Origin of the sequence: Synechococcus sp. MIT S9509, from assembly GCF_047303035.1 — a bacterium.
GTDB lineage: Bacteria > Cyanobacteriota > Cyanobacteriia > PCC-6307 > Cyanobiaceae > Synechococcus_C.
The window spans coordinates 1569135-1583939 of the sequence record NZ_CP138940.1; the positions used below are offsets into that span (position 1 = coordinate 1569135).

Annotated in this window: 17 protein-coding genes and 1 tRNA gene; 10 read left to right on the plus strand and 8 right to left on the minus strand. The window is 59.9% G+C overall.

Features of this window, described 5'->3' with window-relative positions; all coding sequences use genetic code 11:
• The first annotated feature begins 390 nt into the window (after positions 1 to 390).
• The gene (locus tag SIB73_RS09215) at positions 391 to 1032 is read left to right on the plus strand and encodes an alpha/beta fold hydrolase (RefSeq protein WP_413405711.1); all 642 of its coding nucleotides are present in this window, start codon (positions 391 to 393) and stop codon (positions 1030 to 1032) included.
• A 62-nt stretch (positions 1033 to 1094) separates the two neighbouring features.
• Here SIB73_RS09215 and SIB73_RS09220 read toward each other — a convergent pair whose 3' ends face one another.
• On the minus strand, positions 1095 to 1379 hold the full coding sequence (locus SIB73_RS09220) for a lactate dehydrogenase (RefSeq protein WP_413405709.1): 285 nt from the start codon (positions 1377 to 1379) through the stop codon (positions 1095 to 1097).
• Between the two features lie 24 nt (positions 1380 to 1403).
• Positions 1404 to 1706, minus strand: a complete 303-nt coding sequence (locus SIB73_RS09225) for a hypothetical protein (RefSeq protein ID WP_413405707.1) — start codon at positions 1704 to 1706, stop codon at positions 1404 to 1406.
• 7 nt (positions 1707 to 1713) lie between these two features.
• Between SIB73_RS09225 and SIB73_RS09230 the strand changes: the two genes are divergently transcribed.
• Entirely contained in the window at positions 1714 to 1914 is a 201-nt protein-coding gene (locus tag SIB73_RS09230) for a hypothetical protein (RefSeq protein ID WP_413405705.1), read from the plus strand.
• 256 nt (positions 1915 to 2170) lie between these two features.
• Here the strand turns inward: SIB73_RS09230 and gluQRS are convergent, their stop codons facing one another.
• From gluQRS to SIB73_RS09245, 3 genes are all read right to left on the minus strand, one after another.
• Complete coding sequence (gene gluQRS / locus SIB73_RS09235; protein ID WP_413405703.1) at positions 2171 to 3067, minus strand: tRNA glutamyl-Q(34) synthetase GluQRS; 897 nt, start codon at positions 3065 to 3067, stop codon at positions 2171 to 2173.
• A 52-nt stretch (positions 3068 to 3119) separates the two neighbouring features.
• Entirely contained in the window at positions 3120 to 3395 is a 276-nt protein-coding gene (locus SIB73_RS09240; RefSeq protein WP_006043393.1) for an HU family DNA-binding protein, read from the minus strand.
• 152 nt (positions 3396 to 3547) lie between these two features.
• A complete protein-coding gene (locus SIB73_RS09245; protein ID WP_413405701.1) occupies positions 3548 to 4213 on the minus strand; it encodes an MBL fold metallo-hydrolase in 666 nt (221 codons plus the stop codon).
• A gap of 69 nt (positions 4214 to 4282) precedes the next feature.
• On the opposite strand from SIB73_RS09245, the gene SIB73_RS09250 reads away from it, so the two are divergent.
• Complete coding sequence (locus tag SIB73_RS09250) at positions 4283 to 6361, plus strand: glycogen debranching protein (protein ID WP_413405699.1); 2079 nt, start codon at positions 4283 to 4285, stop codon at positions 6359 to 6361.
• Between the two features lie 36 nt (positions 6362 to 6397).
• On the opposite strand, the gene SIB73_RS09255 is transcribed toward SIB73_RS09250, so the two are convergent.
• Positions 6398 to 6468: transfer RNA gene (locus SIB73_RS09255), tRNA-Gly, on the minus strand.
• 89 nt (positions 6469 to 6557) lie between these two features.
• Here SIB73_RS09255 and SIB73_RS09260 point away from each other — a divergent pair.
• The 7 genes from SIB73_RS09260 (at position 6558) to SIB73_RS09290 (ending at position 12560) form a co-directional block, all read left to right on the plus strand.
• Entirely contained in the window at positions 6558 to 7916 is a 1359-nt protein-coding gene (locus SIB73_RS09260; RefSeq protein ID WP_413405697.1) for an MFS transporter, read from the plus strand.
• A gap of 23 nt (positions 7917 to 7939) precedes the next feature.
• Positions 7940 to 8689 (plus strand): MlaE family ABC transporter permease, encoded by a 750-nt coding sequence (locus SIB73_RS09265; RefSeq protein WP_413406305.1) that lies wholly within the window; start codon positions 7940 to 7942, stop codon positions 8687 to 8689.
• A 17-nt stretch (positions 8690 to 8706) separates the two neighbouring features.
• On the plus strand, positions 8707 to 9114 hold the full coding sequence (locus SIB73_RS09270) for a DUF3119 family protein (protein WP_413405695.1): 408 nt from the start codon (positions 8707 to 8709) through the stop codon (positions 9112 to 9114).
• Between the two features lie 125 nt (positions 9115 to 9239).
• Positions 9240 to 10214, plus strand: a complete 975-nt coding sequence (locus SIB73_RS09275; protein ID WP_413405693.1) for a DUF3086 domain-containing protein — start codon at positions 9240 to 9242, stop codon at positions 10212 to 10214.
• On the plus strand, positions 10214 to 10813 hold the full coding sequence (plsY, locus tag SIB73_RS09280; RefSeq protein WP_413405690.1) for a glycerol-3-phosphate 1-O-acyltransferase PlsY: 600 nt from the start codon (positions 10214 to 10216) through the stop codon (positions 10811 to 10813). Before SIB73_RS09275 ends, plsY begins: the two co-directional genes overlap by 1 nt.
• Positions 10814 to 10854: 41 nt before the next feature.
• On the plus strand, positions 10855 to 11160 hold the full coding sequence (locus SIB73_RS09285) for a hypothetical protein (RefSeq protein ID WP_413405689.1): 306 nt from the start codon (positions 10855 to 10857) through the stop codon (positions 11158 to 11160).
• Positions 11161 to 11180: 20 nt separating this feature from the next.
• The gene (locus SIB73_RS09290; RefSeq protein WP_413405687.1) at positions 11181 to 12560 is read left to right on the plus strand and encodes an NAD-dependent succinate-semialdehyde dehydrogenase; all 1380 of its coding nucleotides are present in this window, start codon (positions 11181 to 11183) and stop codon (positions 12558 to 12560) included.
• Between the two features lie 275 nt (positions 12561 to 12835).
• Here the strand turns inward: SIB73_RS09290 and pyrF are convergent, their stop codons facing one another.
• Positions 12836 to 13555 carry an orotidine-5'-phosphate decarboxylase gene (gene pyrF / locus SIB73_RS09295; protein ID WP_413405685.1) on the minus strand — a complete coding sequence of 240 codons (720 nt, stop codon included), beginning with the start codon at positions 13553 to 13555 and terminating at the stop codon, positions 12836 to 12838.
• Positions 13555 to 14799, minus strand: coding sequence for a tyrosine--tRNA ligase (tyrS, locus tag SIB73_RS09300; RefSeq protein ID WP_413405683.1), 1245 nt, complete (start codon positions 14797 to 14799; stop codon positions 13555 to 13557). The genes pyrF and tyrS overlap by 1 nt, the downstream gene beginning before the upstream one ends.
• Positions 14800 to 14805 lie beyond the last annotated feature (6 nt).

Consider the following 14805-nt stretch of genomic DNA (forward strand, 5'->3'; position numbering starts at 1 on the left):
TGTTTCAAAGTCGTCGAGTCATTTTTATCGATCAAATCAATGCGAACCAGGTGACTTTTTAATGCACTTAAGCCTCATTTGGCGCAAGCAAGTGGTCTGATTTGATAGCCAGTCACACTATTTGCAACAGCAACGCCAATCTTGATATTGAGATCAGCAGCATATAGACATTTTCTGGCTCGTGATTTTACAAATCTTCGATACAGATGATTCAGGCCTGCAGCATGCTGCAGTAAAAATACGACATTTTTTAAAGAAAAATATTAGTTAATTGACAACTACGAAAATTTTGGTGATTTCCCGAGAGGAGAAGGTCAATATCAATATCCCTCCTGCTCTGCACATTCAGGCCATACGAGCTTTGACTTGGCCAATGCAGAACGAGTCACCATGGACAACACGCTTGTGTGTGGTCCTGACCCTGGGCTGGCCAACATCCTGTTGGCCCATGGTGATGGAGCCGGCATTGGAAGCCCCTTTATGCAGCAGATGGCTGAAGGCCTTGCGGCGAACGCATGGCAGGTGATCCGGTTCGAATTTCCCTACATGACCAAGCAACGCACAAGCGGCCGTAAAACACCGCCGAACAGAGCCGACATCCTCCTGGAGTGTTTTGACAACCAGGTGAAGTCTCTACCCACCAACCAACCACTGATCATCGGAGGAAAATCCATGGGAGGAAGAATCGCCAGCATGCTGGCGGATGAGCTGTGGAGCAATAACAGAATTCTGGGATGCATCTGTCTTGGCTATCCCTTTCACCCTCTTGGCAAACCGGAAAAAGTACGCATTGGGCACTTACAGAATCTGCAAACACCAACCCTGATTGTTCAGGGAGAACGTGATCCGATGGGCAGAAAAGAGGACGTGGTGAAGTACGCACTCTCAGAACGGTTGCAACCCTCCTGGATTCCCGATGGTGATCACAGCTTCAAACCAAGAAAACGTTCAGGCCACAGTGAACTCGCCAATCTGCATCTGGCTGTGCAACAGATGCATGACTTCCTGAGCAAGCTGTTGCTGCTTCGTTGATCTCTCTGTATGGGGTTAACCCAGATGGAGTGAATCCAACAGAAATCCTGATGCTCCCTCCATCAGGTCTGGTTGCCCCCGAGCATGTCGTCGTACCCCTCATAGGGGTTGTATTCAGCCCATCCAGGACTGGCCTGATCCATCAAATCAAATTCACCGTCGACCATATCGGCACGGGTGTTTCCGTAAGGAACGGTGTTACAGGTGATCCCGCCACCGGCAACAGGCTGGCAATCGTCGAAACGCACTTGTGCCCGAACAGAACTGAAAAGTGCTGAGCTGATCGAGACCAGCGCGGCAAGATTCACCAGAAACACTCGCAAAACGCCTGATGCAAACACCCCCATTCTGGACGGAATGGTGAAATCTGATCAAAGGCCTGCACAAAGTCGCTCGCTGTCACGCAGCGTCTCGAAGGCTCTCTGACCACGTTGTTCAGCAAGCTGCACCATCACCACTTCCGCCTGCAGTCCGAGCAAAAGGGTCTGACAGGGATAGAGCTCGCGATCAGCGGCACGGCTCTGCATTGCTTCAGTGAGCACAAGAGCTTGATTACAGCTGGGCGCATGGGCACTGCGGAAACAGGCGATCAGAAGCGGACGCGCCCGATCCAGAGATGCTGCATGCACCGGCGCTGCAACGCTGCCGACTCCAACAGCAACGATTGCGAACATCAATGCCTTGAGCCAGTCGTTCGAGAAGTGGCTGATCAAGAGATGGGACCGAGATCAACTGAAAGAATCAAAACACTCGAGCGATGATTGGATGTACACCGACTGGACCGCGGTCGCGCTTCTGCTGTTCACCGCTGTACCCCTTTTGGCTGTCGTGGCGGCGGCCACATTCTTTATCTGGCAGAAGCGGAAGTCTCCACTGTCTTGATTAATCCTCTATCGATCACCTCTGAAGGCTTCTCAATGCTCTCCCCAGGAGAGTGAGCGACGGTGAAAGATGTTGCCCGGGATGAGGAGACAGACTGAAGAACTCCTCTGCCCAGACAATCCTGACAAGTGCGGAAGCGCTGCTCGCTGATGCGTTTGATGCCACTGCCACCGCAGCTCGAGCAGATCGCCATGTCCACGCCGTCAAAGCATCTTCAGTGTGGGAGCTGCGGGCGTCTGTGATCCCGAAGGCTTCCTTAAGAATCCTGATCTTCGAAGCAACTGCGCAACGGCACTGATCTGGCTCGCATCTCCTGCAACAGCTCGTCGACCGACAGAGAGCAGTGCTGGTCAACCAGTCCCAGAGAACCGGCGAGCCATCCCACCACCCTCTGCGGCGACCACTGCTGATCCTGAAGAGGAGCCAGCCCTGCTGCATGGTCTCGTTTGGAGAGCTTCTGCCCCTGTGGATCACAGAGCAGCGGTGTGTGTCGATAGCCAGGAGATTGCTCCTCCAACGAGGCAATCACGGCCTGCTGGGCAATGCACACCACCTCCAGATCGGAGCCCCGCACCACCTCTGTGATTCCCAGTGCCAGCTCATCCACCACTGTTGAAAGGTGATAGGCGATGAATCCATCAGAGCGGCGCAGAACCAAGTCGCCGCAGCGTGATTCATCCAGAGGATTCACTCTCAGCCTCCAGGCCGGCAATCGACCGTCCTGCAGGCCCCAGCCCCTGGCCATCTCTCGGCAAGTCCCTGGGTAGCGTTGGCCTGAACCAAGCTGACGACGCGTGCACCGGCAGGGATAGAGCAGCTGTTCATTCCGGAATGCGGAGAGACAGGCGTTGTAAAGAGCGAGGCGCTGGCTCTGCATGGTCACTGGACCATCCCAGTGCAGCCCAAGCCAGCGAAGATCCTCTAAAGCTGACTCAACGGCACCGACCCGGATGCGCGGGGTGTCGAGGTCATCAATCCGAAGCAACCATTCCCCTTCATTGAGCCGAGCCTGCAGCCAGGAGATCAGGGCCGTGCGCAAATTGCCCAGATGCAGTGGGCCAGAGGGAGTCGGAGCGAAACGACCCCTGTAGCCGCGCAGACGCAGTTGTCGCCCCCGCTCAAAAACAGACCGAAGAGGATCAGGAAGATTCACACAAGAAAGGGTGGCCCCAGAGGACCACCCCGATCAACAGATCCGGAGACGATCAGCCCTGAACGCGGTCCTTGAACATCTTGCCGGCGGTGAAAGCAGGAACGCGCTTGGCGGGAATCTTGATCTTCTCGCCGGTCTTGGGGTTCAGACCCTGGCGGGCAGAGCGCTCGCGAGGCTCGAAGGAACCGAAGCCGAGAATGGAGACTTTCTTGCCCTCCACAACGGAATCAATGATGGTTTCGATGGCGGCATCCACCACAAGGGAGACATCGGTCTTGGTGAGCTCGGTGCGGGCGGCAACCAGGTTGACGAGATCGGCTTTGTTCATTGAGTGGGGGAAAGTGGCGGAAGCGGTTGGATCGACGATGCGGAGGTCGACATCCGCACGGCTTCCCTGAGCGCGCTAATCGTATGGAGACAATCGCTGTGCGGCAACCGAAAAACACCGTGCCGCAATGCTTTCACCGAATCTTGTGTGGATCAGGGCGTGTCAAATGCTGCTTCTGTCTGCTGATTCCAGCTGTGGAAGGGGGCCAGATGGGCACCACGCAAAGCACCCAGCCCCGCTCCAGAAGCCAGTTCTGGAGCGGCTTCTGGGGGAAGCCAATGTCGTAGTCGATGCAGACTGCGCTGTTGCCGGGGCCAGTGAAAGGTGCGCCGATGCTGGAGAGGTGCCAGTTGATCCTTGTCGCATGGCACGAGCAAACGTCCGCAGAACAGCACATTCACAGGCTCCGGCGCATGCACAACCGCATGACCGGGAGTGGGGCCTGGCGTCCAGAGCAGTCGCAGACCCGAGCGCGTGACGGTCTCTTCGGAGAACGTTTCAAGCTGCTGAACGCCTGGCAGCAAATAGGCCTCCTGCTCCTGAACGAGCACAGGCCATGGCATGCGCTCCTGCAGGCGCCGGAGCCGTCCATGCCCCTCACGACTGGTGAGGAGGATGCGGGCACAACGGCCTTGCGAGAGGTCCCGCAGGGCTGCAAACGTGGCTTCGCTGAGCGGCGGACAGTCGATCAGAACGGGCTCAGGACCAACATCAAGCCACCAGGACGAGCCTCCGCGACAGTCTCGGTTGGGTGGAAAAACCCAGAGATCAGGCCGGATCTGCAAAGGCGGACGGCCTGGCTCCAGAGAGGAGGTCATCACAGACACGATGCATCACCGGAGCTGTCACTACTTTGAAGGCTTCACCTGCTCCCTGGGAGTGGATCTTTGAGCGCGATCCGGCAAGGCAGACCCTGGCCCCTTGGCAGCAGCATCACGGCCCATGGCGTGAATTTCTCGGTGGCAGCCCCAGGGGCCAACCGCGTGGAACTGCTGATTTTCGCCGCCGCAGAGGCCAGCAGCCCGGAACAGCTGATTGATCTGAGCGATGGGAACCACCGTTCCGGCGATTACTGGCATGTGGAGGTGGAGGGCCTGACAGCAGGTTGCTGCTATGGCTACCGGGTGTTCGGACCTCTCGCACCTGGAGGCCATGGATTCAGGCCCGCGAAGGTGCTGTTGGACCCCTGTGCCCGTGCCATCACGGGCTGGTCGGTCTACAAGCGCGAAGCCGCCACCGGTGCGTCACCAAACACCGACTGCTGTCTGAAGGGAGTGGTCTGCGAGCGGGACCACTTCGATTTCGATGCCCACCCCAGGCCACGGCACAGCTGGCAACAGACCGTGATCTACGAGCTGCATGCGGGCGGCTTCACCCGTCGCAGGGACAGCAACGTGGCCCAGGATCGACAGGGGAGTCTGCTGGGCGTGATCGACAAGATCCCCTACCTCAAGCAGTTGGGCATCACCACGCTCGAACTGCTCCCCGTACAGGCATTTGATCCGCAGGATGCACCGCCGGGGCGAGACAACGTCTGGGGTTACAGCCCGCTGAGTTGGTTTGCGCCGCATCAGGGATACATCAGCGGCGACGACCCTCTGCAGGCCAGGGCGCAGATGCGTGAACTGGTGGCGGCCTGTCACGACGCCGGCCTGGAGGTGTTGCTCGATGTTGTCTACAACCACACCACCGAAGGCAATGTGGCTGGGCCCACACTGAGCTGGCGTGGCTTCGCCGATCTCACTTATTACCACCAGAACGACAAAGGTGACTACCTAGACGTGAGTGGCTGCGGCAACTCCATTGCCGCCCATCAGCCGCTCAGCCGGGAACTGATCCTGGAATCGCTGCGCTGCTGGGCAGTGGAGCTGGGTGTGGACGGCTTCCGCTTCGATCTCGGCATTGCGCTGAGCCGGGGCGAAGGACTGAAGCCGTTGGATCAGCCCGCACTGTTTGAGGCGATGGAGGCCGACCCTCAGCTCAGCGATCTCAAACTCGTCAGCGAACCCTGGGATTGCGGTGGTCTTTATCGACTGAATGATTTCCCGGCCAAGCGCATCGGGACCTGGAACGGCCGCTTCCGTGATGCCGTGCGCAGCTTCTGGAAAGGCGACGACGACAGCACCTGGTCGATGGCACAGCGTCTGCGCAGCAGCCCTGATCTGTACAACGGCAAGCCGGTGAGTCTGGGTCGCTCCGTAAATCTGCTTACGGCCCACGACGGTTTCACGCTGATGGATCTGGTGAGCTTCAACAGCAAACACAACCTTGCCAACGGTGAGGACAACCGCGACGGAGAAAATCACAACAACAGCTGGAACCACGGCGTTGAGGGTCCCAGCAGTGACCATGCCATCAACTCCCTGCGCAAACGCCAGCAACGCAACATGCTGAGCACACTGCTGCTTGCACGCGGCGTGCCCATGCTGTTGATGGGCGACGAGGTGGGTCGCAGCCAGGGAGGCAACAACAACACCTGGTGCCAGGACACCCCACTCAGCTGGATGATCTGGTCGAAAGAACACTGCGACGGAGAGTTGCTCACCTTCGTGCGGCGACTGCTGAAACTGCGCTCACAGCTGACCGAACTGTTGAATCCGGCGGTTGGTCACAGTGAACAGCCGCATCGCCGCAGCAGTGATCCCGATGGCTTGTGGCGCCAGTGGCACGGTGTGCAACTGGGCAAACCCGACTGGGCCAGCTGGTCCCACTGCCTGGCGATGAGCGTGCACCGAGGCAAACGGGGAGCCGTGCTCTGGGCTGGCTTCAACGCTTACTACAAGGGCATGCACTTCGATCTGCCGAAGCCGGCATCTCCCTGGCACCGCCTGATCGACACAGCACGTCCCGCAGGTGAAGACCTTCCCGAGACACCTGAACCCTGGAGTGCTGATGGAGTTCCGCTCGAAGCAAGAAGCCTGGTGGTGATGGTGGCTCGCGAGTACACCAGCGACCTGAGGGTCTGAGCGGCGAAACCTCAGATCTCTCAAGCTTGAAATCGAAGCGGGCGGCGGGAATCGAACCCGCATCATCAGCTTGGAAGGCTGAGGTTTTACCACTAAACTACGCCCGCACAGAAACATCTGTACCAACGCCTTGAGAGGCGTGATCGCAGGTGTTGTGCGCATTCATTATGGCGGTCCGTCTGCCCCTCCCTGCTTGATGAGCTCCAGCACCCTTCCCGGGGGATCCCGCCGCCGCCTGATGGTCGCCTACGGACTGGGTGATGCAGGCACAGGACTGGCTGCGACGCAGCTTGGCTTTTACCTGTTCCCGTTCTTCACCTGTGCCGCCGGGCTTCCGGCGATCATCGCCGGCTCATTGCTCACGGTGATCAAAGTCTGGGATGCCATCAACGATCCATTGATCGGCTGGATGAGTGATCACACCCAGAGCCGCTGGGGACCACGCATTCCCTGGATGCTCGGTGCAGCACTCCCCCTGGGAATCACGCTCGCAGCGATGTGGTGGGTCCCAGACGGCAACACCTTTCAGCGCACCACTTACTACGTGGTGATGGCCGTCCTGTTGATGTCGTCCTACACCAGCGTCAATTTGCCTTATGCGGCACTTTCCACGGAGCTGACCACCAGCACGGCGATTCGCACCAGGCTCAATGCTGCCCGTTTCACGGGCTCGATTCTCGCCGGGCTCAGCGGTCTGATTGTCGCCTCCATCGTTTTGACCGACGGCGCCGATGGCTATCTGCGGATGGGGCAGATCACCGGCAGCATCGCCGCCCTGGCGACACTGTGCTGTTGCTGGGGCCTCGCACCCTTCGCCAAGCGTGCTCAGCGACCAAGCAACCAGGCTGAACCCGCCCTGGAACAGTTCAGGAGGATCCGCTCAAATCCGCGCTTTCTGATGGTTCTCGGGCTGTACCTGCTGCTGTGGTTCGGGCTGCAATTGATGCAGGTGGTCGCCCTGATCTGGCTGGTCCAGGTGGTGAGAGTCCCCCCCGACCTGTCCACCTGGATTCTGCTGCCCTTCCAGCTGAGCGCTCTGTTCGGCCTGCAACTCTGGAGCCTGCTCTCCAATCGCAAAGGCAGGCTGGTTGCGCTGCGCTGGGGAGCTGGAATCTGGATTCTGGCCTGCCTGCTCTCGATGGTCTTCCCGCCCATGCAGAACGGAGGCACCACGGCAGAGCTGATTCCCTTGATTTGCCTGATCATGCTGGTGGGCCTGGGAGCAGCCACCGCCTATCTGATCCCCTGGTCGCTGCTACCGGATGCGATTGATGCCGATCCAACCCATCCGGCCGGCCTCTATACGGCCTGGATGGTGTTTGGCCAGAAGCTGATCATCGGCATCAGCATGAGTGTGTTCGGCGCACTGCTTTCACTCACCGGTTACATCTCCACCGAAATCTGCGATGGCGCTCTCAGCTTCATCGAACAGCCCCAGAATGCTCTTCTCGCCATTCGCATGAGCATGGGCCTGATACCAGCCAGCATGGTCCTGCTCGGTCTGATGGTGACCCGAAACTGGCCCGATCGCGGAGCCCATCTGCAACGCGCATGACCTCCTTCCGATTCAGAACTCAGTTGAAATCGCCACGCTGGCTGAACAGGCTGGGCAGCAGCCTGATCATCGGCGGACAGGCGGTGACGGCAACGGCCAAAGGGAGGATCAACACCGTTGACCTGCTCGATCAGCTCCAGGAAGCCGGGCCCGGCAGTTTTCTGATTGTGGTGATCACGGCACTAGCTGCCGGCACGGTGTTCAACATTCAGGTCGCCAAGGAACTGAGCAACATGGGGGCCAGCACCACGGTTGGCGGCGTTCTGGCGATTGGCCTGGCTCGTGAAATCGCACCCCTGCTCACGGCCACGCTGCTCACGGGAAAGGTGGCCACCGCCTATGCGGCCCAGCTGGGAACCATGAAGGTGACCGAACAGGTCGACGCCATCACCATGTTGCGCACTGACCCCGTGGAATATCTGGTCGTTCCACGCCTGATCGCCATGGTGGTGATGGCTCCGGTGCAGTGCCTGTTGTTTTTTGCGGTGGCGCTCCTGGGAGGCCAGATCAGCAGCACGGAGATCTATCAGATCCCACCTGCTGTGTTCTGGAATTCAGCACGCACCTGGCTCGTCCCGGATGACCTCCCCTTCATGTTGGTGAAGGCTCTGGTCTTTGGAGTTCAGATCGCCGTGCTGGCCTGTGGCTGGGGCATGACCACCCAGGGTGGCCCGAAAGAGGTGGGCACCAGCACCACAGGCGCGGTGGTGATGATCCTGGTGACCGTGGCTCTGATGGACGTCCTCTTAACTCAAATCCTCTTTGGAGGCTGAAGCCTCCTCCTGAAACCATGTCCGCAACATCCTCCGGGTCAGATCAAGACACTGTGAGCATCAGCCCCAGCCCGCGACTGGCGCTGCTGATCATTCTGTTCAGTGCCTGCCTGCTGCCCCTGCCCTTGAGCCCATGGCCCACAGCGGTTGTGGGACTCTTCGGTGTGTTTTTACTGGTGCAGACCTACAGCCTGCGTCTTGAATTCACCGCTGACACGCTTGTGGTGTGGCGAGGACAACAGGAGCTGCGCCGGTTTCCCTACGCCGAATGGCAGAGCTGGCGTCTGTTTGCCCCCTGGCTGCCAGGACTGTTCTATTTCCGCGAAGTCAAGAGCATCCACTTCCTGCCGATTCTCTTCAAGCCCGCTGAGCTGCGCCAGCAGCTGGAACAGCGGGTGGGTTCCCTGGAGACTCCCAAGCCCTGAACAAGCGACATCGCTCTCTTAGCGCCTGGGCAAGATCACAGAATCATCAAGAGAACGCAACGAGAACGTTGTGTTCGGGCCATGAACCCGGCGATCCGCTGAAATGAGTTCAGGACAAGTCGACCATGCCTGACGACAACGATCTGCCACTCGAAGAGGCGCCGCAGGCCCCAGCGGCGCCCAGTGAGGAATCCATCGCCGCAGGTGATGACCAAGAGCCTGCGCCGGAAACGCTGATCCGGCTGGCCTTGATCGATCTCCAGTCGCGGCGCGACAACCTGCAACAGGAGATCGAAGCTCTCCAACAGCGCAAGGAGCAGCTGGATCAGGAGATGGCTGCAAGCTTTGCTGGCCAGTCCGATGCGATCGCCAGACGAGTCAAAGGGTTTCAGGAGTATCTGGGTGGGGCCCTGCAGGGGCTGGCACAGTCGGTGGAAACGTTGGAGCTGGTGGCCCAGCCGGTGGTGGTGAAGCCGTCACCACTGGATGCGCAGGCCGCTGAAGCCGCCGCTGAACAGGCGATGGCCAACGCCAGCGGCGCTCCCGCTCTGGCCGACACCTTCCGCCCCGATGAGGAGCTGATTCGCAGCAACCTCAAACGTTTTCTGGAGCAGCCCGACTTCTACGCAGAGCCCTGGAAACTGCGCCGCAGCCTGGACGACAGCGACATTGCTCTGCTTGAAGACTGGTTTTTCAATCAGGGAGGCAGGGGAGCTCAGGCCAGTCGCGGCAGTCGACCTCGCAATGTGCTGGTTGGGGCGGCCCTGATCGCAGTCATCGGCGAGCTTTACGGCGATCAGTTCCAGACCCTGGTTTTGGCAGGACAGCCCGAACGCCTCGGCGACTGGAGACGAGGCCTGCAGGATGCTCTGGGCCTGGGTCGGGAGGATTTCGGTCCGAGCAGCGGCATCGTTCTGTTTGAACGTGGAGATGCCCTTGTGGAGCGGGCGGACCGACTGGAGGAACGCGGTGAAGTTCCCCTGATCCTGATCGACGCAGCGGAACGGGTGGTGGACATCCCCGTGCTTCAGTTTCCGCTCTGGCTGGCTTTTGCAGCCGGCCCAGGCGAAACCTACGACTACGACGAAGACCTGCTCTGATGCCCCTCCTCACGCTGCTGCTGGGCTATCTGCTCGGCTCGATTCCAAGCGGCTTCCTGGCCGGCCAATGGTGCAAGGGCATTGACCTGCGCACGATCGGCTCCGGCTCCACCGGCGCCACCAATGTGCTGCGCAATGTGGGCAAAGGGCCTGCTCTGGCTGTGTTTTTTGTTGACGTGGCCAAAGGAGCTGCAGCGGTGCTGCTGGCCAGAAGCCTCAACCCGACATCGGCGCTGATCGACTGGATTCAGGTGCTGGCAGGTCTTGCGGCCCTCGCCGGCCACATCTGGCCGGTGTGGCTCGGGTTCAAGGGAGGCAAAGCGGTGGCCACTGGCTTTGGCATGTTTCTCGGCCTGGCCTGGCCGGTGGGACTGGCCTGCTTCGGCATGTTCATGGCGGTGTTCAGCATCAGCCGGATCGTGTCGCTGGCAAGCGTGGTGGCCGCAGTGAGCCTGCCACTGCTGATGGCCGCCGGTTCAGACAGCAACGCCAATCTGGTGGTAGCCCTGGTGGCAATGTTGCTGGTGCTCTGGCGACACCGCAGCAACATCCAGCGACTGATCAACGGCACAGAACCGCAGGTAGGGCAGAAGCCTTGAGTGCGGCGGCCTGAATCGCCCTTCTAACCCTGATCGCCCAGGTGGAGAGCGCAGGCCGAACACGGGTGCTGCTGCTGGATGACTGCCCGAATGGACTGGAGGGCTTTTACGCTCCTGCACGCAATCGCATCGGCCTCTGCGGCAACATCCATAGCAGCGATGTGACACTCATTAGAACGCTGATGCATGAGGCGACGCACCGGCTGCAACACTTCCGCCAACAGGAACTGGCCGCGCAACTGGATGCCGAGCAGCACGTGAACGCAGTGGAAGAGCAGGCCAGCACGTCGGATGCCCATCGATTTAAAAACCTCTGTCAGTTGAACAGACCATTGCAAGGATGCTGAGCAGAGGTCACAAACCGCTGATGAGCGAGTCTGAATTCGTCTCGATCAATCCAGCCAGCGGCAATGAACTGGCCAGGCATCCAGCACTAAGTCCCGCTGAAACGCAGGAGAAAATTCTGTGCTGCCATCAGGCCTTTTTGAAATGGCAGAAGTCCTCAGCCCAGGATCGCGCCAGTGCTCTGCTGGCCATTGCCACGCAGCTCGAAGAGGATCGCGAGCAACTGGCTTGCCTGATCACCCAGGAGATGGGAAAGCCCTTGCGTGAATCAAGGTCTGAGCTCGATAAATGTGCCTGGGTCTGCCGCCACTTCGCCGCAATGGGGCAGCAGTATCTCCATGAGGACGGCATAGAACTTGATCAATCCCGCGCCGATGTGATTGCAAGCCCCCTGGGGGTGATCTTCGCGGTCATGCCCTGGAACTTTCCGTTCTGGCAGGTGTTCCGTGCACTGGCGCCGGCCTTGATGGTTGGAAACACCCTGGTTCTCAAAGGAGCCTCCAACGTGCCCGGCTGCAGTCAGGCCATTGAAACGTTGGTGCGTCAAGCCGGTCTCCCCGACCACGTGGTCTGCAACCTGGCCATCAGAGCAGCTGACACCGAAAAGGTCATCGCCAACCCCCTTGTCCGGGGTGTGACGCTCACCGGCAGCGAAGCTGCAGGACGGGCTGTGGCGGCTCTGGCAGGCAGACATCTCAAAAAATGTGTTCTCGAACTTGGCGGACAGGACCCCTACATCATTTTGGAGGATGCAGACGTCGCACTCGCCTCACAAAAATGTGTCCAGAGCAGGATGCTCTGCTCTGGACAGGTTTGCATTGCTGCCAAACGGTTGATCGTCGTCGAATCGGTGTACGACGCTTTTCGCAGTGCAGTGCTGCAGAGGCTGGAGTCGGTTCATTCCGGCGATCCAATGGATGAACAGTGCTCACTGGGGCCCCTTGCACGCCGTGATCTCCGTGATCAGGTCCATCGCCAGGTGCAGGCCAGTCTTGGAAAGGGATGTGAACTGATCCAAGGAGGGATGATTCCCGATCAACCCGGTTGGTGGTACCCGGCCACTGTTCTCGACAACGTTCAACCGGGCAGCGTTGTTTTTGACGATGAAGTGTTCGGTCCGGTGGTGAGCCTTGTGCGGGCAAAAGATGAAACGGAAGCCATCGCGCTGGCGAACATGAGCCGTTTCGGACTCGGTGCAGCCATCTTTTCAGCGAACCGCAGTCGTGCCCTTGCTCTGGCTTCTCAACAGCTCCAGGCAGGCTCGATCGCCATTAACGATTTTGTGAAAAGTGATCCAAGGGTTCCATTCGGGGGTTGCAAAGACAGTGGCTTCGGACGCGAACTCGGGAAACTTGGAATTCACGAGTTCGTGAACTTCAAAAGCATCGTGATGGCTGACTGAATGTTGTTGATTCGGGGGTTGTCTGCCAACTCCAGTTCCACCCACCAGGCCGGGGCACCGCCCTCAGCCGCACTGCTACTGAGGCGTTTACGAATCCGGCAGTGCTGCCAGCGCAGAGATATGGGTGGATGCATGGCGGTCGGACTTTGGCGTTCAGTGCTGCGTCATCAACCGAAGCCTCAGCATCCTGAACCAAATCGGCCTCCATTAATGACTCGCCAACACAGGCCTATTCCTGATGCGGAATGCACCTGGTCTGCGAGGCCGGCTGAGCTTCAGGTTCTGAGCTCGACGCAACAGGCTGCAAATGCCGCACAGGGATCCGCGGCCTTAGTGATCGGCCTGCCGATCACCAGCTGGCTTGCCCCCGCTGCGATCGCCTCTGCGGGCCCCATCACCCTGGCCTGATCCCCAACAGCAGCGCCCCTCGGGCGAATACCCGGCGTGACCAGGGCGAAAGGCTCGGGGTGTTGCTCCCGCAGTGCCGCGGCCTCAAGCGGTGAGCAGACACATCCACCAATGCCGGCGGTTGCCGACAGCTGCGCCAACGCCGGCACACGCTCGGCAATGCCTTGAACAATGGCGAGTTCACGTTGCAAACGCTGCTCCTCCCAGCTGGTAAGCACCGTCACCGCCAGCAGGGTGGGCACCGTCAATCCCGTGCTTTGCGCCCCCTCCGCCGCCGCGGCCTGGGCCGCCTGCAGTGCTTCGCTTCCGGCGCAGGCATGCACGGTGATTAATTCAGCCCCCAGCGCCGCTGCCCTCCGGCAGGCACCAGCCATCGTGGCGGGGATGTCGTGGAATTTGAGATCGAGAAACACCCGCAGGCCCTGCTCCCGCAGCTGGCCAACGATCCCGGGCCCCGCCTGCACGAACAGCTCCAGGCCCACTTTCACCCAGCGCAAGCCCTCCACCTGCACTGCAAAGCCAAGGGCCTGATCCGGTGCCATGCCGTCGAGGGCCACAATGATCCGATCGGCGGGATGGATCGCCATCAGCCCACCAGCCTGCGGAAGGTCTTCTTGCCCAGCTGCAGCACCTTGCCTTCCAGTTCCGTCGCCGAGGCGAACTCCTGATTGGGATCGGTGATCTTCTCTCCCTCCAGCCGAGCGGCACCACCCTTGATCTGACGCCGGGCCTCGCTGCTGCTGGCACAGATACCCACGGCACTGAGCAGATAGAACGCCTTGGCAGGAAAGTTCACCCGCGCAAGAGAGACCTCGGGCACATCGGCACTGGCGTCACCGCCGCTGCTTACCAGGGTGGCCGCATCGCTCTGCGCCTTTTGGGCTGCTTCCAGGCCATGGCGGCTGGCCGTCACAGCCAGAGCCATCGCCTTCTGCTTCTCCCGCGGATTCTCAGGCAATGCCGCCAGATCAAGATCGGTCAGCAACGTCAGGTAGTCGTTGATCGCCGCATCGCCGACCTTCTCCAGCTTGGAGTACATCGAAAGCGGATCCTCATCCAGGCCCACCACGTTGCCGAGGCTCTTGCTCATCTTCTGAACACCATCCAGCCCCACCAGGATCGGCAGCAGCAGGCCGAACTGGGTACGCTTGTCGAAATAACGCTGCAGGTCGCGGCCCATAGCCACGTTGAACTTCTGATCGGTTCCCCCCAGCTCCACATCGGCGTTCACCGACACGGAGTCGTATCCCTGCAGCAGGGGGTAGAGGAATTCATGCAGGGCAATTGGGGTGCCACTGCTATAGCGCTTGGAGAAGTCATCCTTGGCCAGCATCTGGCCCACGGTGCCCGTCCCCAGCAGGCCGATGATCTGGGGCAGATCCAGACCTGCGAGCCATTCGCTGTTACGGCGCACCTCCAGGCGACCAGGGGTCTCAAAATCGAGCAGTGCCGTCTGCTTCGGCTGGCCCTGGCCCAGCTGTGCCAGGTAGGTGGCGGCATTGGCCTCAACCTCTTCAGCGCTGAGCTGCACACGTGTGGCGCTTTTGCCGGTGGGATCACCGATGCGGGCGGTGAAGTCGCCAATGATCAACACCGCCGTGTGCCCCGCATCCTGGAAAGCCCGCAGCTTGCGGAACAGGATGCTGTGGCCGAGATGGATGTTGCTGCCGGTGGGATCAATTCCCAGCTTGATGCGCAGGGGGCTGCCTTCGGTTTCCGCCTGTTTCAGGCGAGCCGCCAGAGACTGATCGGCGTCATCTCCCTCCCCGGCTGGGAACAGATCAGCCATGCCACGCGACAACCAGACCGGCAGTGACGGTGTCGAGGCCATGGGCGG